The sequence below is a fragment of the Pseudomonas sp. BO3-4 genome, assembly GCF_034044115.1.
Lineage (GTDB): Bacteria > Pseudomonadota > Gammaproteobacteria > Pseudomonadales > Pseudomonadaceae > Aquipseudomonas > Aquipseudomonas alloputida.
In genome coordinates, this window is record NZ_CP139018.1 from 1,514,519 (window position 1) to 1,533,546 (window position 19,028).

The following is a 19,028-nucleotide window of genomic DNA, read 5'->3' on the forward strand; positions in this document are numbered from 1 at the left end:
GGGTGTACCTGCCCGGCTTGTATGGCCGGGCTTTTTTATGGTTCTTCACGGAATCCCGGGAAAGACAGAAACAAGAACGCCGGTTTGATGGATGATGTTCGTGCGAGCAAACACATCAACAAACCGGCGTTCTTGTGCACGATATTAATACGTTTCTGCCCTTTTGGGAGGGCTTTTCTGTCATTGCCATCAGGCCTGACGGCGACGATCTGCTGATCGACCTGATTCCGCAGCCCACTAGGTTCCCCACCTGCAGCGGCTGCCATCAGCCCAGCACCGCCATCCACGAATACTGCCAGCGCTCGATCCGTGATCTCCCCATTCTTGGCCATGCGGTACGGTTGAATGTGGAACTGCGGCGCGTTGGGTGTCGCGCATGCGGCAAGCGGATGGAGTCAGTCAGCTGGCTTGATCGCTATTCGCGTATGACCCAGCGCTTGGCCGAGGCCGTGATCCAGGCTTGCCAGCGGCTGCCTACCCTGCACGTCGCCGAGCTGTTTGACTTGCATTGGGACAGTGTGCGCTTGCTGGAACGACGAGCTCTACAAGCCGCTCTAGAGAAGCTACCAAAGGCCCAGCCCAGGCGCCTGGTGATGGACGAGTTCGCCCTGTTCAAAGGCCATCGCTACGCCAGCGTGGTGCTGGACGCCGATACCCGCCGGGTGCTGTGGATTGGTGAAGGACGTAGCAGAACGGCTATCAGGCCCTTCTTTGAAGAGCTGGGGCCAGAAGGCTGTGTGCGGATCGAAGCAGTGGCGATGGACATGAACACCGCATTTGACCTAGAGGTACGCCAACACTGCCCTCAGGCACGCGTGGTCTACGACCTGTTTCATGTAGTCGCCAAGTATGGGCGCGAGGTGATTGACCGGGTACGGGTCGACGAAGCCAACCGTCTGCGCCATGACAAACCCGCGCGCAGGGTGATCAAGCAAGCACGCTGGCTACTGCTGCGTAATCCGGAAAATCTCAAGCGAGAAGATCAACAGGTGCACCTGAGGGATCTGCTGTCGGCTAACCAATCGCTGATGACGGTTTATCTGATGAAAGCAGAGTTAAAAGCGCTGTGGTCGCCCACCACCGCCTGGGGTTGGCGATCAGCCTGGAAGCAGTGGCTGCGTCTGGCTGATGAAAGCGCGATACCGGCACTGAAGCAGTTTGCTAAACGCCTGAAGGGATACTGGCGCGGCATCTTGAGCAGGGTGCGATGGCCAATGCATACGGGCCAGCTGGAAGGCATCAACAACCGGATCAAGGTGATCAAGCGGATGGCTTACGGCTACCGGGGCAGCGAATTCTTTTTCATGAAGATCAAGAATGACTTTCCCGGCAATCCGTGAAGAACCTTTTTTATGCCTGGGGTTTTTAGGTGGTCAGTGCCGGCCTCTTCGCGGGTAAACCCGCTCCTACAAAGGCCATTGCAGATAACTGCGCGCAGGCGAGCCGCGAAGAGGCCGGTACAGCCCCTACATTCCTCATGGTTGAACTCATTCGCTGCAACCCGCTAAGGTCGCGGCCTTGATTCACGAGAGGCAACCATGGGCTACCTGATAATCGTCGCGCTGATCCAGGCGTTTTCCTTCAGCTTGATCGGCGAGTACCTGGCCGGGCACGTCGACAGCTATTTCGCAGTGCTCGCCAGGGTGCTGCTGGCCGGCCTGGTGTTCCTGCCGCTGACCCGCTGGCGCCAGGTCGAGCCACGCTTCATGCGTTCCATGCTGCTGATTGGCGCGCTGCAGTACGGCATCACCTATGTCTGCCTGTACCTGAGCTTCCGCGTGCTTACCGTACCGGAGGTGCTGCTGTTCACGATCCTCACGCCGCTACACGTGACCTTGATCGAAGATGCCCTGAACCGGCGCTTCAACGCTTGGGCGCTAGTGGCTGCGCTGGTCGCCGTGGCCGGTGCTGCGGTGATCCGTTTCGACAGCATCAGCGGCGAGTTTTTCATCGGCTTCCTGCTGCTGCAACTGGCCAACTTCACCTACGCTGCCGGCCAGGTGCTGTATCGTCACCTGGTCGCTCGCTATCCCAGCGACCTGCCACACTACGCGCGCTTTGGGTACTTTTACCTCGGCGCGTTGCTGGTGGTGCTTCCGGCCTTCCTGCTGTTCGGCAACACTCAGCACCTGCCGAGCACTGATGTGCAATGGCTGGTGCTGTTGTTCCTGGGGCTGTGTCCGACGGCGCTGGGGCTGTACTGGTGGAACAAAGGTGCATGCCTGGTTTCTGGCGGTACGCTGGCGGTGATGAACAACCTGCATGTGCCGGTAGGGCTGCTGCTGAACCTGCTGATCTGGAACCAGCACGAGCCGCTAGGGCGGCTGTTCATCGGCGGGGGGATCATCCTGGCGTCGGTGTGGCTGAGCCGCCTGGGTGGTCGCGCGCAAGCACCGCTGGCCGGCAAGGCCTGACGCGCCCGTTGATCCGGGGCTGCAGGGCAGCCCCGGCAATCTCAAGCCTCGCTCATATCTTCAATGCGACGCGGCATCGGCTCTGTCGCTGTAAGCCCCGCCAACCCCACCCGCATATCATTGCCACTAGGCTGCTGATACAGGCTCAAGCCGAACTCCGGCAACACCGCCAGCAGGTGGTCGAAGATATCCCCCTGGATCCGTTCGTAATCCGCCCACACCGTGGTGGTGGTGAAGCAGTAGAAACATCGCTGTGAACACGCTGAAAAAAGGGTGCTGGCTTTACACATTTGTTTTTGGATGCAATCTCCATGGGAGCTGAAGTTTAGCGTCTATGCCTGGCCTCAATAACCACAATATTCTTTGCCGCCGAATCCAGAATAGCATTGAAGCGGCTAATGTTATCTAAATCTAAGTTGGCATCCCATTCGTCTAGCATTACGATTGGCGGTGGTGCGGACAAAACTTTCTCAATTTGTAACAGCCTTCGCTCACCCGTGGAAAGATTGTTTTCCAGCTTAACAAATTGCGCCTCGGGCGTCATCAGGAGAGCGTCATGTACAGCAGCTTTAATTCGTTTAAGGTAGGAGGATTTTCCTGATCCGTTATTTCCGCTAAGTAGATAGCGACCCACTGTTGTTGAACCGTTTTTTAGTTGGTCTAACAGTTCGGAAGGCGTGATGCTCTGAGAGGAGTTGCATTCTTCAATCTTGATGTTGCTCAAGTTCATGGAAGAAAGGTTTTCATGCTTTTCAAGTTCGGAAGCGAAACGGTAAAGATTTCTCATTTTAGTACGAACCAAGAGGAGTTGACTAAAATAAATGCTCAAGGAGTGAATGTTCCCGAATACCTGCAAGCTTCTTGGTAGCATTGCCACCAAAGCGCCTATGTTTGCGGCAGTGATGATGTTTGGAGTCTGAATGGTCGCGGCTACAATAATGGTTGCAAGAGCAATAGGCAAACATGCAATGAACTGTTCTAGTAAAACGTATCTATTTACTTCGCCAAAATACGAACGCGCTTTTTTTTCTAAAGACTCAAAGCTATCTGCTTTCATTTTTCGGCTGCCTAAGGTCGCTGAGTCCCAAGTGAGCTCAATGGACAATAGCGCATCAAGTCGCTTTCGCTGCATGTTTCCGGCAGTATGCTTGATTCTGTTCTTTAAGATGCTCACTAATGCGGCAGATATTAAAAGTGAGATCGAAATGGCTATTGTAATCTCTAAACCGGTCGTGAAATAAAACACAGCTAGCGTCATGATCACATTCAGGCATGTCGATATTAATCCAACGTAAAAACCACAAGCATGTGTAATAGTAGAAGACGCCTCCCCGCTGATCCACTGCGCTAGACTTTTTTTGTTTTTATCTGATGCGTATCGCATGTCACTAGAGGCTTCACGTAGCACAGACTTCGTGTAGTTAAGCCATATGGCGTTTGCCGCTTTAGTAACATATATTGAAGACATGGAGCTCACCATATACGCAGCAAGCGCAAATCCAAAAAAAAGAGAAATGTAGCGTAAAATCAGCATTAAATTACCATCGGCTAGCGTAGTCCCGGCCTTGGCAATGAAGTACGTGGAAAATGCAAGTAGGGTTTGCTGTGCAACAGCAAAAAAAATAGCAAGAACAAAGCTTCTGTCTTTCATGCTCAATTAATTCCTGATGCGAGCAAGGTACATAAAGCAATCGAGGCGCTCATATGACTAAGGCTACAGTGTTTTTCATTCTGGTTTTTGCGTAAGCGTTCCTCAAAGCTTTTGCTTGAGCGAGCTGCTTGCCTGTGAAGCCCTTGCCATCATAGGGGCTGAATTTATTTATGAACGAGTCCCAAAACCCTATTTGTTTGATGTTGTAGTGATCAGGATTGAGAAATAATAAGTCTTGGGACGTGAGATCGCTAAGCATCAACGTGGGGGTGGTAGTTCTAAGGGGGAAATAGCTATTAGAATGCAAGCTTGGAGCTGGGCTGTCTTTGCATAGTGCGCCTATCATCAATTCGCTTTTATACAAAAGACAAGGGATTTGAATAGTCGATTTTCATAAACACTCCATGTAAATGATAAGTAAGTGCATCACGTAATGATGCGTATTCAGTATAAGGGTGTTCAGTCTGGTTTTTGGATCTTAAATTTAGATGGTTTCACGATGTTAATGGTTTAAAACATCAAAAAAATCGATACGTATTTGTATGAGAGGTGTTTTCTTGAAGCAAGCACGTTATGAATAGTTGTAAGAATGCAGATGGATGAGCATCAACACGGATTGCAATCAAGACGAATACGCCAATGACGTCACGTTCGTTCCCGGCACTCAATTTCGGGGCAAGCGCTTGCTGAGAATGGCTGCGCGGGAGGAACTTTTGACCACTGGTGGGCTTGAAGCTGGTGGGGCAGCCGGCGCTGACCTGGGTGCTGGCATACAAGGTATTCAGCCTGCCGACCGGCACCGGGCCGTTCATGCTGGCGGAGTATTCCAACCTTGAGGCGGGGTTGATTTCGCGGACGATCCTGTTGTCCCCCATGGCCTCGCTGGTGACCTTGACGGGGTTGTTGTACCTGCTGGGTTATGCGGAGTAGCTGCCGGCCCATTCGCGGGTCAACCCGCTCCCACAGGATGGCAGCACGGCTGGTGCTGTGAGGTCCCTGTAGGAGCGGGTTGACCCGCGAATGGGCTGCAGGGCAGCCCCGGCAATCTCAAGCCTCGCTCATTTCTTCCAGGCGACGAGGCAATGGCTCTTGGGCTGAACGCCCCGCCAAACCCACGCGCATATCATTGCCACTCGGCTGCTGATACAGGCTCAAGCCGAACTCCGGCAACACCGCCAGCAGGTAGTCGAAGATATCCCCCTGGATGCGCTCGTAATCCGCCCACACCGTGGTGGTGGTGAAGCAGTAGATCTCCAGCGGCACGCCTTCGGCGGTGGCCTGCATCTGCCGCACCATGCAGGTCATGTTCGGGTGCACGTTGGGGTGGTTCTTCAGATAGGCCAGGGCAAACGCGCGGAAGGTGCCGATGTTGGTCAGCTTGCGGCGGTTGGCCGACAGGTCCGCCACCGGCCCCAGCGCCTCGTTCCAGTTTTGCAGTTCCTGGCGCTTGCCTGCCAGGTAGTCACTCAGTAGCTGCACCTGGCTCAGGCGCTGTTCTTCTTCGCGGGTGAGGAAGCGCACGCCGGCGGCGTCGATGAACAGGCTGCGCTTGATGCGCCGGCCACCGGACTGCTGCATGCCGCGGTAATTGCGGAATGACTCGCTCATCAGGCGCCAGGTGGGGATGGAAACGAGGGTCTTGTCGAAGTTCTGCACTTTCACCGTGTGCAAGGTGATGTCCACCACGTCGCCATCGGCGCCCACCTGCGGCATTTCGATCCAGTCCCCGACATGCAGCATGTCGTTGCTGGTCAGTTGCACGCTGGCGACGAATGACAGCAGGGTGTCCTTGTACACCAACAGCAATACCGCCGACATCGCACCCAGGCCGGACAGCAGCAACAGCGGCGAGCGGTCGATCAGGGTGGCGACGATGATGATCGAGGCGAAGATCCACAACATCATCTTGGCCAGTTGCACGTAGCCCTTGATCGAGCGGGTGCGGGCGTGTTCGGTGCGGGCATAGATGTCGAGCAGGGCATCCAGCAGGCATGACAGCGCCATGGTCATGAACAACAGGGTGAAGGCCAGGGCGACATTGCCAAGGAAGTGCTGAGCGGTGTCGGACAGCTCAGGCACCAGCTTCAGGCCGAACTGCAGCACCAGGGACGGGGTCGTTTGTGCCAGGCGGTGGAACACCTTGTTGTGGCGCAGGTCGTCCAGCCACTTCAGTGCAGGCTGGCGGGCCAGCAGGCGCGCGCCGTGCAGTATCAGGAAGCGCGCCAGGCGGCCGACTGCCAGGGAGATGAGCAGCAGTACTGCCAGACCGATGGCAGCGTGCAGCATGGGATGTTGGTCGAGGGTGCCCCACAGGTCGAGGGAGTCACGCCAGATTCGTTGGATATCCATGGGCTTGCATACAGTCTTGTTGCGAAACGAAGCCGTATTAGAGCGCGGATAGCGACAAAGTTGCCAAAAGAAATTCGGCTAAGGCTGCAGAAAACGTTACCCTATGCAACTGAATTTCCCGCACTTGTCTGAGGTTACCTCCGTGTTCTCCCAATTCGCCCTGCATGAACGCCTGCTTAAAGCCGTGGCCGAGCTTAAATTTGTCGAGCCAACCCCGGTGCAGGCCGCGGCCATCCCCCTGGCCCTGCAAGGGCGGGATCTGCGTGTGACTGCGCAGACCGGCAGCGGCAAGACGGCGGCCTTCGTACTGCCACTGCTCAACCGTCTGGTCGACCTCAGCGGTCCGCGTGTCGAGATTCGCGCGTTGATCCTGCTGCCGACCCGTGAGCTGGCCCAGCAAACCCTCAAGCAGGTGCAGCTGTTCTCGCAGTTCACCTACATCAAGTCGGGCCTGGTGACTGGCGGCGAAGACTTCAAGGAACAGGCCGCCATGCTGCGCAAGGTGCCCGACGTGCTGATCGGCACCCCGGGTCGCCTGCTCGAGCAGCTCAATGCCGGCAACCTCGACCTGTCCCACGTGCAGGTCCTGATCCTGGACGAAGCCGACCGCATGCTCGACATGGGCTTTGCCGAAGACATGGAGCGCCTGTGCAAAGAGTGCGAGAACCGCGAGCAGACCTTGCTGTTCTCGGCTACCACCGGTGGCGCGGCCCTGCGCGACATCATCGGCAAGGTGCTGAAAGACCCTGAGCACCTGATGCTCAACAGTGTCTCGCAACTGGCTGAAGGCACCCGCCAGCAGATCATCACCGCCGACCACGACCAGCATAAAGAGCAGATCGCGCAGTGGTTGCTGGCCAACGAAACCTTCGACAAGGCGATCATCTTCACCAACACCCGCGCCATGGCCGACCGCATCTACGGTCACCTGGTGGCCAAGGACGTGAAGGCTTTCGTGCTGCATGGCGAAAAGGACCAGAAGGACCGCAAGCTGGCCATCGAGCGCTTCAAGCAGGGCAGCTCCAAAGTGCTGGTGGCGACCGACGTGGCAGCCCGTGGCCTGGATATCGACGGCCTGGACCTGGTGATCAACTTCGACATGCCACGCAGCGGTGACGAGTACGTCCACCGTGTGGGCCGTACCGGCCGTGCCGGTGGCGAAGGTCTGGCGATCTCGCTGATCACCCACAACGACTGGAACCTGATGTCGAGCATCGAGCGCTACCTCAAGCAGCAGTTCGAGCGCCGGGTCATCAAGGAAGTGAAGGGCACCTACAACGGGCCGAAGAAGGTCAAGGCCTCGGGCAAGGCGGCCGGCAGCAAGAAGAAAAAGGTCGAGAAGAAGACCGGCGACAAGAAAGCTGCCGCCAAGCGCAAGCCTACTGCCAAGCCGAAGGCCAACGCGCCTCTGGCCAGTGCAGATGGCCTGGCGCCACTGAAGAAGCGCAAGCCTGCTGCTGAATAAGACTCACGCAGGCCCTTTGCAGAAGCGACACAAGCTTGCTTCTGCGAAGGGCGTGCGCAGGCGACGAACCATCACTCCGCCTTTTTCTCTGCCTGCTTCAACTCCTTGATCCGCTGGTCGATCAGCTGACACTTGTCGGGCAAGTCCTTGCTCGCCGTCCCCAGATCCATCCCCTGAAGCTCATCATTGATCTCCTTGGCCTTTTGCGGGTTCTGCTCGGTCAACTGAGTAACCAGCCCGGCCAGCTCCTCACGTTTCTGCGTTGCTTCTTCAGGTGTGCAGGCCCAAGCGGGCAGGGCGCAGAGCAGGGCAGCGGCACAGGCTATGGGCAGTAGCGGTTTCATCCTTCCAACCTCCGGCGGTGGTGATGCCCGGTGGAGGGCTGCGGGGGCAGGGAAGTTCAGGGCTTGCGACCGATGGAAGATTTCTTTGGTGGTGGTAGTCCGTTTCTGAAACGCTCCCGTATCCCTCCAGCGCCGTTGAGCAGCACGCTACATCGCTCTAGTCTCGAAGGAAAAGAGGGGGTATTGTATGTACAGCTGTAAATACAGGTCGTCCCATGTTCTTTGAATGGGACGAAGGGAAAAACCAGAGCAATATCCGCAAGCACGGCATCGACTTTGCCGACGTTCCTGACATGTTCAACCATCCCATGCTGATCCGGCGTGATGAGGATGTGGAATGTGCTGAAGAACGTTGGGTCAGCCTAGGATGGCTAAAGGCGCTGATAGGTGTCGTCGTGTACACGGAGAGGCGGGGTGAGGTGATACGCATCATTTCTGCAAGAAAAGCCACCAAACGGGAGGCCAGGTACTATGACCAAATCATCGAGAACTGACTGGAGCCGCCTGGCCCGGCAGGACGACAAGGATATCGACACATCAGATATCCCTGAACTGGACCAGGACTTTTTCCGCCAGGCCGAGCTGCGCGTTCCCGCCAAGCAGACGGTGACCATTCGACTGGACTCAGATGTCCTCGCCTGGTTCAAGGAGCAGGGCAGCGGCTACCAGACCCGCATCAATCAGTTGCTGCGCCAATACATGCAAGCGCAACAACGCCAGCGCTAAGCGCTTCGGAACGCTTGGCAACCTTGGCGGGTCCCAACCTGTGTACCCCTTTCGTCCACAGCAGGAGCCCGTAGCCATGAGCATCGCCTACGACTGGGACCTGATCGAACGCTTGCTGCACGAAGTGCAGAATGGCGCCGGTCACAGCTTCACACCCCGCCCTTATGCCGAACAGCATGCTGCTGCACTGGCCGCCAAGGGTGAGCCGGTGGGTGACGTGGATCACCTGAAAACCCGTGCATGCGAGTATGAAAAGCTGCTATTTGAGCGCGGATTCATTGAATGCCGGCCTGAAGAGGACGGCGGCAATGGCGAAAACTTCGTCCTGACCGAACGCGGCTCGCGCTTGATGAGCCTGATCGACAGCAGCATCCCCGGCTTCGAGCACCCGCGCCAGGTGCTGGATGAGCAGGAGGATGCGCTGGACGAAACGACGTTCGAACAGGTATCTGCGAAGGCTCAGATTGCTTGAGGTCGTTTTAAGGCTGGCAAGTGCAGCGTTCAAAACCCGATAATCGGTAGCTTCTGAACGCTGCCGAGCCTTGCCCATGCCTACGATCACCCCAGAGGCCCGCTTATGAGCGCGGTCCGCAAGAACCCTGACGCCTTTGCCTTCCAGGTAATGCTGGGCCTTTGCCTGATCTGGGGCTGCCAGCAGGTACTGATCAAGACCGCCGCCGTCGACATCGCCCCGGTGATGCAGGCAGCACTGCGCAATGGCATTGCCGCTGTGCTGGTAGGCCTGATGCTGTGCTGGCGGGGTGGCTGGGAGCAGGTCGGCAGCACCTGGCGCGCAGGGTTGGTGGCGGGCGGGCTGTTCGGGGTGGAGTTTCTGTTCATTGCCGAAGGGCTGAAACTGACCTCGGCGGCGCACATGTCGGTGTTCCTCTATACCGCGCCGGTATTTACCGCCTTGGGCCTGCATTTTCGTCTACCCAGTGAACGCTTGCGGCTGCTGCAGTGGCTGGGCATTCTGCTGGCCTTCGGCGGCATTGCCATGGCCTTTGCCGGTGGCACTTCGTTCGAGCACATGGACAGCCGCACCTTGCTGGGAGATGCCTTTGGCGTGATCGCCGGGCTGGCCTGGGGCGCGACCACGGTGGTGGTGCGTTGTTCACGGCTATCGGAGGCGCCGGCGACCTTGACCCTGTTCTATCAGCTGGCGGTCGGTTTTGCCGGGCTGCTGCTGATCGCCCTGCTCAGCGGGCAGATCGGCGCGGTGTCGCTGACGCCGCTGGCGATGGGCAGTGTATTGTTCCAGGGGATTGTGGTGTCGTTTATCAGCTACCTCACCTGGTTCTGGTTGCTGCGCAAATACCTGGCGTCGAACCTCGCGGTGTTTTCCTTCATTACTCCGTTGTTTGGGGTGACCTTTGGCGTTTTGCTGCTGGATGAGCCGCTCAGTGCGAATTTCGTGGTGGGGGCGTTGATGGTGTTGTTGGGTGTGATCCTGGTCAGTGCCGAGCCTTGGGTGAAACAACAATTGCGGCGGTTGGTAGGGTGATGGATAGCCTGTACCGGCCCCTTCGCGGGCGGCCGGAACAGGCTACATCGACTCAGGATGCAGCCTTGGCCTGACAGGCGCTTCCCTGCTGTGCGTTACCCGGCAACTGGACCAGTACGCCCGCCACCGCCAACCCGCCCGCCGCCAGCATCAATGCCGGTTGCAGCCCGCCACTGTAATGGCTGCTGAGCGCCGCCAGCAGCGGCCCACTCAACTGCCCCAAGGCAAAGCACGCGGTCAGCAGCCCGGCATTGCGCTGTGTGGCCTGTGGCGCCAACTCGCGCGAGCGCTGCATGACCAGTTGCATGCAGGCCAGGAACGGCCCGCCACACAGCGCAACACCCAGCACCAGCCCGATACCCCCACCCATCAGGCAGGCCAGCACACCCAGCCCTTGCAACCACAGGGTGGTGGTCAACCAGGTCGAGGTGCGGCCACCACGGCGCACGCTCACCAGCAAAACACCCAGCGCCGCCGCCAGGCCAAACGCCGGCCAGAACAGGTCAGCCAGCCACTGCCCGCGAAACTGCTGATTGGCCATCTGTGACAGAAAGGTGGCTGGCAGGATGTAGCCCATGCCATACAAGCCATACACCAACCCCAGGCGGCCAGTGCCGACACTGCGCGTCGGGCCTTGTCGCACTGGCGGCTGAGCCGGTGCCGCTTGCAGTGCCCGTGGCAACCACGGCCGCACGGCCAGCAGCATCACCAAGGCAGCCACGGCATAGATCAGCCACAGTGCAGCCGAGCCCAACCCCTGCACATGCGCGGCCAGTGCCAGTAGCCCGGTCACGGCAATACCCAGGCCGGGTCCGGCGAAAACCAGCGCTCCCAGGCGCTGGCGGTTGTGGGCAGTGGCTACTTGCTGGCTGAGGCTGGTGATCATCACCAGCACCCAGGCGCTGGCTACGCCTGTGCCGAAGCGCAGCAGCAGGTGGCCCCAAAAGCCGTTGGCAGCCCAGGAGGCCAGGGTCAGCAGCACACACAGCCACAGCCCCCCGTGCAGGCGCAGCCGTACCTGGCCTGGCGAGCGGGCGAACATGGCGTCCACCGCACCCACGAAATAGCCCAGGTAATTGGCCGCCGCGACCAGCCCGGCGACTGTCAGGTCGAACTGGCCTTCGGCAATCAGTTGTGGCAGTTGCGGGGTGAGGGCGAAACGACCGATGCCCATGGCCATCATCAGCGCCACGGCGCTGGCGAGCAGTTGAATGAGTGGCGACATGACAGGTCTCCTGCGCGGATGTAAGTGATGGCTGGCAGGTTAGGGTGCTTTTATTTTCAATAAAATTGAATAATGATGATCAAGTTGTTCTGTTTTGGAGAATGCCGTGGAATTCAGCCAACTGCGTATCTTTCAGGCCGTGGCCGAGGAAGGCTCGGTTACCCGCGCCGCAGAGCGCCTGCACCGGGTGCCATCAAACCTCTCCACGCGCCTGCGCCAACTCGAGGAGCAACTGGGCGTCGAACTGTTCCTGCGCGAACGTCAGCGCCTGCAACTGTCGCCAGCAGGCAAGGTGCTGCTGGACTATGCCAACCGTATGTCCGCCTTGCGCGACGAAGCGCTGGGCGCCGTGCGTGGCGGTCAGCCGGCTGGGGACTTCGTGCTGGGGACCATGTACAGCACGGCGGCGACCCACTTGCCGACGTTGCTGGCGCGCTATCACCAGGCTTACCCGCAGGTGAACCTGCAAGTGCGTGCAGCACCCAGCGGCGAGTTGCTTGAAGGGCTGTTGAACCACTCCCTGGATGCTGCTCTTGTGGACGGGCCACCGAGCCTTGCCGGGTTGGATGGCGTGCCGCTGTGCGATGAGCAACTGGTACTGATCACCAGCCCCGAGCACCCGGCGGTCCTCACCGCCAAGGACGTGGCGGGCAAGGCGGTGTTCACCTTCCGCCAGGGCTGCTCGTACCGCATGCGCCTGGAGGCCTGGTATGCCCATGCCCATACGCCGATGGGGCGGGTGATGGAGATCGAGTCGTACCAGAGCATGCTGGCCTGTGTGATCGCGGGTGCGGGTGTGGCGATGATGGCCCAGTCGATGCTCGACAGCCTGCCTGGACGTGATCGGGTGAGGGTGCACCCGCTGCAGGCACCTTTCGATCAGGCGGTCACCTGGCTGATGTGGCGCCAGGGTATGCGCGGGGCTAATCTGCAGGCATGGATCGACCTGCAACAAAGCGAAACGATTAACCAGTCGTCGGAATGCGCCGCCACGGCTTGATCCGAGTCAAAATCGCCCTTATCTGTAGGAACAGAGGCATGCGTAATACAGGACATAGGGCTATGATCTGTATGAAACATTGCAGGATTGATTTGCCGTGAGGCTGACCCGTCAAGGGGGCATTATGAATAAACCACTGTCAAACTGGCTCCACGACCTGGCCGTCGCCTTGGGGCTGATTCCACCACCCTTGCAGCCGGTGCCGATCCCGACTGATGAAGAGCAGCGCAAACGTCAACCGCGTCGGCGCTGATTAACGACAAAGGCCGCTTCACCCAGGTGGGTGCAGCGGCCTTTTTGTGTCTGCTGATTGTCTATTGCGTGTACTGGCCCTTTCGCGCGTGCAAGCCTGCTACAAACGAAAGGGCCGGTACAGCAGTCAGGCCAGCTTCACCGCCGCCACCGACTTGCGCGACACCAGGCTCACGCCCACAAAGCTCACCAGCCCTACTGCCAGGCTGTAGTAGATCGGCGTATTAGCCTCCAGCCCGTCCAGGAACATGAACAGCAGGGCGGTGGCAAAGCCCAGCGACATGCTGGCAATCGCGCCTGCGGTGGTCGCACGTTTCCAGAAGATCGCCCCGATCAGCGGGATCAGCATGCCGCCGACCAGCAGGTTGTAAGCCAGGGTCAGGGCGTTGATCACATCATTCACCATCAGCGCGATGCCCAGCACCACCAGGCCGGTGAGCAGGGTGAACAGGCGGCTGGTACCCAGGCTCGACTGCTTGCCGCCACGCAGCTTGGGCAGCAGGTCTTCGGTCACGGTGGTCGAGGCAGCCAGCAGACCGGCGCTGGCGGTGGACATCATGGCCGCCAGGGCCGCGGCCATCAGCAGGCCACGGATGCCATCGGGCAGGGTGGTCTTGATCATCTCGGCAAAGGCGTTGTTCGGGTTGGCCAGGTCGGGCATCAGCACATGCGCAGCCATGCCGATCGCCGCACAGGCCAGGCCATACAGCACGCAATACACACCGGCGGTGGTGCCGGCTCGCTGACAGACCTTTTCGTCACGGGCGGTGAACACTCGCTGCCAGATGTCCTGGCCGATGAGGATGCCGAAGAAGTAGATCAGGAAGTAAGTGATGATGGTGTCCCAGCCAATGGTAGTCAGCTGGAAGCTGGCCGCTGGCAGTTTGGCCACCAGGGTGTCCCAACCACCGGCCTTGTACAGGCACACTGGCAGCAGGATGAACATCAGGCCGACGGTCTTGATCACGAACTGGACGATATCGGTCAGGGTCAGCGACCACATGCCGCCGATGGTCGAGTACAGCACTACCACGCCGCCGCCGAGCATCAGCGAAGCCCAGAACGGCAGGTCCAGCAGCACCTGGAGGACGGTGGCCATGGCCAGGGTCGAGGTGACCCCGATCATCAGCGCGTAAGCCAGCATGATGACGGCGCTGGCCTGGCGTGCGGTCGGGTTGTAGCGCTGTTCCAGTACCTGGGTCACGGTGAAGATGCGCAGGCGCAGCAGCGGTTTGGCGAGGAACAGGTTGATGGCGATGATGCCCAGGCCCAGGGCTGCGCACAGCCAGAAGCCGGAAATGCCGTGGACGTAGCCCAGGCGTACGGTGCCGACCGTGGAAGCGCCACCGAGTACGGTGGTGGCCATGGTGCCCATGTACAGCACCGGGCCGAGGTTGCGCCCGGCTACCAGGTAGTCTTCATGGGTTTTTGCGCGGCGCATGCCATACCAGCCAAGCCCGAGCATGCCGGCGGTGTAGATCATTACAACAATGATGTCCAAGGCCATTGGGGGTCTCCCGATTATCTTTATTATGGCGAGATCGACCGCGCGGGCGTTTGCACGGCGCCCGGCGGTCTTTTCTTGTGTTGGCGGGCCTCAGTGGCCCTCCCTCATGGCTCCTGCCGGGGTAGAGCGGTATTAGCGACGCACCACGCCCGGTAGCACGCAGAGCATCTCGAACAGCAGGTTGGCACCGAGCAGCGAGGTGTTGCCGGTGGTGTCGTAAGGCGGGGAGACTTCGACAAGGTCACAGCCGATCAGGTCCAGGCCGTGGCAGCCGCGAATGATCTCCATCGCCTGGATGGTGGTCAAGCCGCCGATCTCCGGGGTTCCGGTACCGGGCGCCCAGGCCGGGTCGATGCCATCGATGTCGAAAGACAGGTAAACCGGGCCACCGCCGACTTTTTCCCGCACTTCGGCCATCAGTGGCTCCAGTGACTTGTGCCAGCACTCTTCGGCCTGGACCACGCGGAAGCCCTGGCGACGGCTCCAGTTGAAGTCATCGGCGGTGTAGCCCTGGGCGCGCAGGCCGATCTGCACCACGCGGTCACAGTCGAGCAGGCCTTCTTCCACGGCACGGCGGAAGGTGGTGCCGTGGGCGATCTTCTCGCCGAACATGTGGTCGTTGACGTCGGCGTGGGCATCGATGTGTACCAGGCCGATCTTGCCGTGTTTCTTGTGCAGCGCACGCAGGATCGGCAGGGTGATGGTGTGATCGCCCCCCAGGGTCATGGGGATGACGTTGTGCTCGACGATCTCGTCATACGCTTCTTCGATGATGCGCACGGCGTCCAGCAGATTGAAGGTGTTGATTGCCACATCGCCGATATCGGCGACCGACAGCGAGTCGAACGGGGCGGCACCGGTCGCCATGTTGTACGGGCGGATCATCACCGATTCGGCGCGGATCTGCCGCGGGCCGAAGCGGGTGCCGGAGCGTAGCGAGGTACCGATATCCAGCGGTACGCCAATGAAGGCAGCATCCAGGCCTTCGGCGCTTTGCAGGTGGGGGAGGCGGAGCATGGTGGCGATGCCGCCGAAACGCGGCATTTCGTTGCCGCCCAGTGGTTGGTGGAGAGTCTTGTCCACGGTGGGCCTCATCAGTCGGTCGATTGTTGTGTTTGTTCGAACCTGTGCCGCCGCGCGCCATTCACGTTTGGTTTGCCGGCGGGCAGGGACATTTCGGCCAAGTCTGCTCAAGGGAGTACCGGGGAAGAATCGCTACCGACAAATACTTAGTTCAGGATTTTCTGAACTAAAGGCGGGTAGAGCAGTTAGACTGCGCGCACATACCCTTGTGGAACCGTTGCACCATGGCCTCGACCTTGCCCGACCTGAAACTGCTGCGCATCTTCATCAGCGTGGTGCGCCACCAGGGCTTTGCCAACGCCCAGCGCGAGCTGAACCTGTCGACCTCGGCCATCAGTACCTACATGAGCCAGCTGGAGGGCGCCTTGGGTATCGTGCTGTGCCACCGGGGTCGGGGTGGCTTCAGCCTGACCAGCAAGGGCGAGCTGTTCCATCAGGAAACCCTGCGCCTGCTGGCCGAGCTGGACGGTTTCGAGCAGTATGCCGCCGCCCTCAAGGGCGAACTGCGTGGCACCCTCAACCTTGGCGTGATCGACTCCACGGTCGGTGACCGCGCCTTGCCGCTGGCCGAAGCCATCGGTGCCTACAGCCAGGAGCACCCGGCGGTGCACCTGCACCTGTCGGTGTCCAGCCCCTACGAGCTGCAATTAGGTGTGCAGGACAACCGCCTGGACCTGGCCATCGGTGCGTTTTCTTCGCGGATGAGCGGCCTGCTCTACCAGCCGTTGTACCGCGAACAGCACTGGCTGTACTGCAGCAGCCGCCACCCGTTGTATGCCGAGCGGCGCATTCCCGAGCAGGTGGTGACCCAGCAGCGCATGGTCGGCCGTGGTTATTGGAGCCAGGCCGAACTGGCCCGGCATGGCTTCAAGCACAGTGCGGCGACGGTTGAAAGCATGGAGGCGCAGCTGATCCTGATCCTTTCCGGGGCCTATATCGGCTACTTGCCTGAACACTACGCCCAGGCCTGGGTCGACAAAGGTGACTTGCGTGTACTGTCGCCGTCGACCTTTGGTTACCAGGCCCCGTTCTCGCTGATCATTCGCCGCGGGCGCAGCCGCGAACCGCTGATCCAGACCTTCCGTGACCTGCTGAAAAGCCAGCTCAACGTGGGCTGAGATGCGACGCATTCATGCATTCCGTCGGGAGCGGGTTAAATTCCGCTAAACGCTGGCCGCTAACCTGATAGCGCTCTGCTACATATCAACTTGCGCTGATGATTTCCCCTTATTTCATCCTGCAAGGATCGCCCAAGATGCGCATGAATTTGCCCGTCACTGAGCACGAAAGAACCTTCCCCGGCGATCAACGCCTTATTTCCACGACTGACCTCGGCAGCCGAATCACCTACTGCAACGACGCCTTTGTGGCAATCAGCGGCTTTACCTATGACGAGCTGGTCGGCCAACCGCACAACCTGGTGCGCCACCCGGACATGCCGCCTGCGGTGTTTGGCCACATGTGGGAGACCATCAAGCAGGGCAAACCTTGGATGGGCATCGTCAAGAACCGGGCGAAGAACGGCGATTACTATTGGGTAAGCGCCTATGTCACGGCGATATACGAACAAGGCCGGATCAGTGGCTACGAGTCGGTGCGCTCGGTGCCCACGCGCGAGCAGATCCGCCGTGCCGAGGCACTGTATGCGCGTTTGCGTGATGGTCGCGGCCCAGTGCCGTGGGCTGCTCGCCTGGGGCACGGCCTGGGCCATGGCTGGCCACTGATCGGCGCAGGCCTGCTGTCGGCGGCGGGTTACCTTTGGCTGCCCCCCTATGCGGCGCTCGCGGTGCTGATGGCAAGTCTGCTGCTGGCTTGGTACTGGGTCGAGCACCGGCAGAACCAGGCCATTCGCCGCACGTTGGCTGAGCATCCCAAGGCCTTTACCAGTCCGTTGGTGGCGCTGACCTACAGCGACAACCCAGGCCTGAAGGGCCAGCTCGACCTGGCCATCATCAGCGAAGAAGCCCGCCTGCAAACGGCCCTGACCCGCCTGGTGGATGCCGGGGTCGGGGTAAAGTCGCGGGCGGCGCAATCTTCCGACTTGTCCGATGCCCAGGCGCAGATGCTCGACCGGCAGCGCAGCGAGACTGACCAGTCCGCCACGGCGATCGCGCAGATGGCGGCAACCATCCAGCAGGTCACCCACAACGTGCAGAGCACGGCACACGCGGCAGGTGATGCCGACCAACTGGCGCAGCAGGGCAGCGAGCTGGCCCTGAAGAGCCTGCAAGCCATGGGCAGCATGAGCGACGCGGTCAATGACATTGGTCAGGCGGTCAACGCCTTGGCCGAGCAGACCCAGTCGATTGGCAGCGTGGTCGACGTGATCACTTCGATTGCCGAGCAGACCAACCTGCTGGCGCTTAACGCCGCCATTGAAGCGGCGCGCGCCGGTGAGCAAGGGCGGGGGTTCGCCGTGGTGGCTGATGAGGTGCGGTCATTGGCGCAGCGTACCCGCGCGTCGACCGAAGAGATCCACCATATCATTGCCTCGTTGAGGGCCGGGGCGGAGCGAGCGGTGAGCACTGCCAGCCGGGGCGAGCAGATTTCCCGGGACAGTGTGCACAGTGTCGAGGCGGTGCAGGCGGCACTGAGCGGGATTGCCCTGGCGGTCAGCCGCATCACTGGCATGAGCCAGCAGATGGCCACGGCATCGGAGCAACAGAGCCATGTGGCTGAAGACATCAACCAGCAGATCGTGAGAATTGCCCAGCTGTGCGACCAGAGTGCCGGGCAAGCCAGGCAAGGCGCGGAAATCAGCCAGGACCTCGAGCGCATGGCGGAGTACCTGCATAGCCTGGCTGAAAGGTTCAACCGCTGAAATCGCGGGGCCCGCAAAGCGGGCCCCGGTTATGTGGCAAACTGTCCCCGCCAAGGAGACCGCCATGCCCAGACCCCGCTGCGAGCGCTGCCAGCGCCCGCTCGACCATTGCCTATGCCCACTGATCCCCGCGCTCGACAGCCGCACCCGTGTGATCCTGCTGCAGCACCCCAGTGAAACTGCCCATGCCCTGAACACCGCGCGCCTGGCTGCCCTTGGCCTGAACAATGCCGAGTTGCGGATTGGAGAGGTGTTCGATGACCTGCATGACCTGCTCGCCACCCCCGGATACCACCCGGTGCTGCTGTTCCCGGGTGATGACGCCCAGGTGCTCACAGCTTATGGCGAGGCGGGCGACAAACCTTTGCTGCTCATCGTACCCGACGGTACCTGGCGCAAGGCGCGCAAGCTGCTGTACCTGAACCCGTTGCTGGGGGGGCTGCCACGGGTGACGCTGGGGCAGGTGGCCGCTTCACGCTATCGGTTGCGCAAAGCGCCGGAGGCGGGTGCATTGTCGACGATCGAGGCGGTGGTCGGGGCATTGAACACGCTGGAGCAACCGGCCTGCTTCGATGCACTGCTGGCGCCGTTCGAGGCGTTGATCGAGGGGCAGATCAGGGCCATGGGCGTAGAGACTTTTCAGCGTAATCATGGCCGCGAATGAGGGTTGGGGGCTGCTTTGCAGCC

General features: G+C 59.9%; 20 protein-coding genes and 2 pseudogenes. 13 read left to right on the top strand and 9 right to left on the bottom strand.

From position 1 onward, the window contains the following. Positions 1-35: 35 nt before the first annotated feature. Positions 36-287, bottom strand: coding sequence for a hypothetical protein (locus tag REH59_RS07035; RefSeq protein ID WP_420170616.1), 252 nt, complete (start codon positions 285-287; stop codon positions 36-38). Here REH59_RS07035 and REH59_RS07040 point away from each other — a divergent pair. Next, positions 183-1,340 carry an ISL3 family transposase gene (locus REH59_RS07040; RefSeq protein WP_420715415.1) on the top strand — a complete coding sequence of 386 codons (1,158 nt, stop codon included), beginning with the start codon at positions 183-185 and terminating at the stop codon, positions 1,338-1,340. The two genes, REH59_RS07035 and REH59_RS07040, sit on opposite strands and share 105 nt — an antisense overlap. A gap of 198 nt (positions 1,341-1,538) precedes the next feature. Next, complete coding sequence (locus REH59_RS07045) at positions 1,539-2,414, top strand: carboxylate/amino acid/amine transporter (RefSeq protein ID WP_014861230.1); 876 nt, start codon at positions 1,539-1,541, stop codon at positions 2,412-2,414. Between the two features lie 41 nt (positions 2,415-2,455). On the opposite strand, the pseudogene REH59_RS07050 reads toward REH59_RS07045, so the two are convergent. The 3 genes and pseudogenes from REH59_RS07050 to REH59_RS28665 all read right to left on the bottom strand — a co-directional run. Next, positions 2,456-2,656: pseudogene (locus REH59_RS07050) on the bottom strand (mechanosensitive ion channel protein MscS); the annotation flags it as partial. 83 nt (positions 2,657-2,739) lie between these two features. Beyond that, positions 2,740-4,065, bottom strand: coding sequence for an ABC transporter ATP-binding protein (locus REH59_RS07055; protein ID WP_265536614.1), 1,326 nt, complete (start codon positions 4,063-4,065; stop codon positions 2,740-2,742). Positions 4,066-4,114: 49 nt separating this feature from the next. Then, positions 4,115-4,411: a hypothetical protein gene (locus tag REH59_RS28665; protein ID WP_324292721.1), complete on the bottom strand. Its 297-nt coding sequence runs from the start codon at positions 4,409-4,411 to the stop codon at positions 4,115-4,117. A 371-nt stretch (positions 4,412-4,782) separates the two neighbouring features. Between REH59_RS28665 and REH59_RS07060 the strand changes: the two are divergent. Then, positions 4,783-4,995, top strand: a pseudogene (locus REH59_RS07060) (AEC family transporter); the annotation flags it as partial. Between the two features lie 117 nt (positions 4,996-5,112). Here the strand turns inward: REH59_RS07060 and REH59_RS07065 are convergent. Then, entirely contained in the window at positions 5,113-6,414 is a 1,302-nt protein-coding gene (locus tag REH59_RS07065) for a mechanosensitive ion channel family protein (RefSeq protein WP_144000364.1), read from the bottom strand. A 103-nt stretch (positions 6,415-6,517) separates the two neighbouring features. Between REH59_RS07065 and REH59_RS07070 the strand changes: the two genes are divergently transcribed. Then, entirely contained in the window at positions 6,518-7,879 is a 1,362-nt protein-coding gene (locus REH59_RS07070; RefSeq protein ID WP_012051553.1) for a DEAD/DEAH box helicase, read from the top strand. A 71-nt stretch (positions 7,880-7,950) separates the two neighbouring features. On the opposite strand, the gene REH59_RS07075 is transcribed toward REH59_RS07070, so the two are convergent. After that, positions 7,951-8,223 (bottom strand): hypothetical protein, encoded by a 273-nt coding sequence (locus REH59_RS07075; RefSeq protein WP_003254599.1) that lies wholly within the window; start codon positions 8,221-8,223, stop codon positions 7,951-7,953. A 215-nt stretch (positions 8,224-8,438) separates the two neighbouring features. On the opposite strand from REH59_RS07075, the gene REH59_RS07080 reads away from it, so the two are divergent. The 4 genes from REH59_RS07080 to REH59_RS07095 all read left to right on the top strand — a co-directional run bounded on the left by REH59_RS07080 (position 8,439) and on the right by REH59_RS07095 (position 10,453). Further along, on the top strand, positions 8,439-8,717 hold the full coding sequence (locus tag REH59_RS07080; RefSeq protein WP_010955211.1) for a BrnT family toxin: 279 nt from the start codon (positions 8,439-8,441) through the stop codon (positions 8,715-8,717). Continuing rightward, entirely contained in the window at positions 8,695-8,949 is a 255-nt protein-coding gene (locus REH59_RS07085) for a BrnA antitoxin family protein (protein WP_004576871.1), read from the top strand. The genes REH59_RS07080 and REH59_RS07085 overlap by 23 nt, the downstream gene beginning before the upstream one ends. Positions 8,950-9,025: 76 nt before the next feature. Beyond that, entirely contained in the window at positions 9,026-9,421 is a 396-nt protein-coding gene (locus tag REH59_RS07090; protein ID WP_003254595.1) for a hypothetical protein, read from the top strand. Positions 9,422-9,526: 105 nt separating this feature from the next. Beyond that, entirely contained in the window at positions 9,527-10,453 is a 927-nt protein-coding gene (locus REH59_RS07095) for a DMT family transporter (RefSeq protein ID WP_014755720.1), read from the top strand. Positions 10,454-10,505: 52 nt separating this feature from the next. On the opposite strand, the gene REH59_RS07100 is transcribed toward REH59_RS07095, so the two are convergent. Next, on the bottom strand, positions 10,506-11,678 hold the full coding sequence (locus tag REH59_RS07100) for an MFS transporter (RefSeq protein WP_014861224.1): 1,173 nt from the start codon (positions 11,676-11,678) through the stop codon (positions 10,506-10,508). Positions 11,679-11,784: 106 nt separating this feature from the next. Here REH59_RS07100 and ptrR point away from each other — a divergent pair, with 106 nt between their 5' ends. Together ptrR and REH59_RS07110 are read left to right on the top strand one after the other, a co-directional pair. Continuing rightward, positions 11,785-12,678: a putrescine utilization regulator PtrR gene (gene ptrR / locus REH59_RS07105; protein WP_265536615.1), complete on the top strand. Its 894-nt coding sequence runs from the start codon at positions 11,785-11,787 to the stop codon at positions 12,676-12,678. Positions 12,679-12,802: 124 nt separating this feature from the next. Continuing rightward, on the top strand, positions 12,803-12,931 hold the full coding sequence (locus REH59_RS07110) for a PA1414 family protein (RefSeq protein WP_009683677.1): 129 nt from the start codon (positions 12,803-12,805) through the stop codon (positions 12,929-12,931). Positions 12,932-13,057: 126 nt separating this feature from the next. On the opposite strand, the gene REH59_RS07115 is transcribed toward REH59_RS07110, so the two are convergent. Both REH59_RS07115 and speB read right to left on the bottom strand, forming a co-directional pair. Beyond that, entirely contained in the window at positions 13,058-14,437 is a 1,380-nt protein-coding gene (locus REH59_RS07115) for a sodium:solute symporter (protein WP_012051556.1), read from the bottom strand. Positions 14,438-14,569: 132 nt separating this feature from the next. After that, positions 14,570-15,520: an agmatinase gene (gene speB / locus REH59_RS07120; RefSeq protein ID WP_003254586.1), complete on the bottom strand. Its 951-nt coding sequence runs from the start codon at positions 15,518-15,520 to the stop codon at positions 14,570-14,572. 224 nt (positions 15,521-15,744) lie between these two features. Here speB and REH59_RS07125 point away from each other — a divergent pair, with 224 nt between their 5' ends. The 3 genes from REH59_RS07125 to REH59_RS07135 all read left to right on the top strand — a co-directional run bounded on the left by REH59_RS07125 (position 15,745) and on the right by REH59_RS07135 (position 19,005). Beyond that, on the top strand, positions 15,745-16,638 hold the full coding sequence (locus REH59_RS07125; protein ID WP_003254585.1) for a LysR family transcriptional regulator: 894 nt from the start codon (positions 15,745-15,747) through the stop codon (positions 16,636-16,638). 137 nt (positions 16,639-16,775) lie between these two features. Further along, complete coding sequence (locus REH59_RS07130) at positions 16,776-18,341, top strand: methyl-accepting chemotaxis protein (RefSeq protein WP_121783041.1); 1,566 nt, start codon at positions 16,776-16,778, stop codon at positions 18,339-18,341. Between the two features lie 64 nt (positions 18,342-18,405). After that, positions 18,406-19,005: a tRNA-uridine aminocarboxypropyltransferase gene (locus tag REH59_RS07135; protein WP_003254580.1), complete on the top strand. Its 600-nt coding sequence runs from the start codon at positions 18,406-18,408 to the stop codon at positions 19,003-19,005. Positions 19,006-19,028 lie beyond the last annotated feature (23 nt).

What these genes read in the sequence shown, in the direction of transcription:
- REH59_RS07045 (WP_014861230.1), top strand. Translation starts at nt 1,539, where the DNA reads ATGGGCTACCTGATAATCGTCGCGCTGATCCAGGCGTTTTCCTTCAGC.
- REH59_RS07055 (WP_265536614.1), bottom strand. Translation starts at nt 4,065, where the DNA reads ATGAAAGACAGAAGCTTTGTTCTTGCTATTTTTTTTGCTGTTGCACAG.
- REH59_RS28665 (WP_324292721.1), bottom strand. Translation starts at nt 4,411, where the DNA reads ATGATAGGCGCACTATGCAAAGACAGCCCAGCTCCAAGCTTGCATTCT.
- REH59_RS07065 (WP_144000364.1), bottom strand. Translation starts at nt 6,414, where the DNA reads ATGGATATCCAACGAATCTGGCGTGACTCCCTCGACCTGTGGGGCACC.
- REH59_RS07070 (WP_012051553.1), top strand. Translation starts at nt 6,518, where the DNA reads ATGCAACTGAATTTCCCGCACTTGTCTGAGGTTACCTCCGTGTTCTCC.
- REH59_RS07075 (WP_003254599.1), bottom strand. Translation starts at nt 8,223, where the DNA reads ATGAAACCGCTACTGCCCATAGCCTGTGCCGCTGCCCTGCTCTGCGCC.
- REH59_RS07080 (WP_010955211.1), top strand. Translation starts at nt 8,439, where the DNA reads ATGTTCTTTGAATGGGACGAAGGGAAAAACCAGAGCAATATCCGCAAG.
- REH59_RS07085 (WP_004576871.1), top strand. Translation starts at nt 8,695, where the DNA reads ATGACCAAATCATCGAGAACTGACTGGAGCCGCCTGGCCCGGCAGGAC.
- REH59_RS07090 (WP_003254595.1), top strand. Translation starts at nt 9,026, where the DNA reads ATGAGCATCGCCTACGACTGGGACCTGATCGAACGCTTGCTGCACGAA.
- REH59_RS07095 (WP_014755720.1), top strand. Translation starts at nt 9,527, where the DNA reads ATGAGCGCGGTCCGCAAGAACCCTGACGCCTTTGCCTTCCAGGTAATG.
- REH59_RS07100 (WP_014861224.1), bottom strand. Translation starts at nt 11,678, where the DNA reads ATGTCGCCACTCATTCAACTGCTCGCCAGCGCCGTGGCGCTGATGATG.
- REH59_RS07110 (WP_009683677.1), top strand. Translation starts at nt 12,803, where the DNA reads ATGAATAAACCACTGTCAAACTGGCTCCACGACCTGGCCGTCGCCTTG.
- REH59_RS07115 (WP_012051556.1), bottom strand. Translation starts at nt 14,437, where the DNA reads ATGGCCTTGGACATCATTGTTGTAATGATCTACACCGCCGGCATGCTC.
- REH59_RS07125 (WP_003254585.1), top strand. Translation starts at nt 15,745, where the DNA reads ATGGCCTCGACCTTGCCCGACCTGAAACTGCTGCGCATCTTCATCAGC.
- REH59_RS07130 (WP_121783041.1), top strand. Translation starts at nt 16,776, where the DNA reads ATGCGCATGAATTTGCCCGTCACTGAGCACGAAAGAACCTTCCCCGGC.
- REH59_RS07135 (WP_003254580.1), top strand. Translation starts at nt 18,406, where the DNA reads ATGCCCAGACCCCGCTGCGAGCGCTGCCAGCGCCCGCTCGACCATTGC.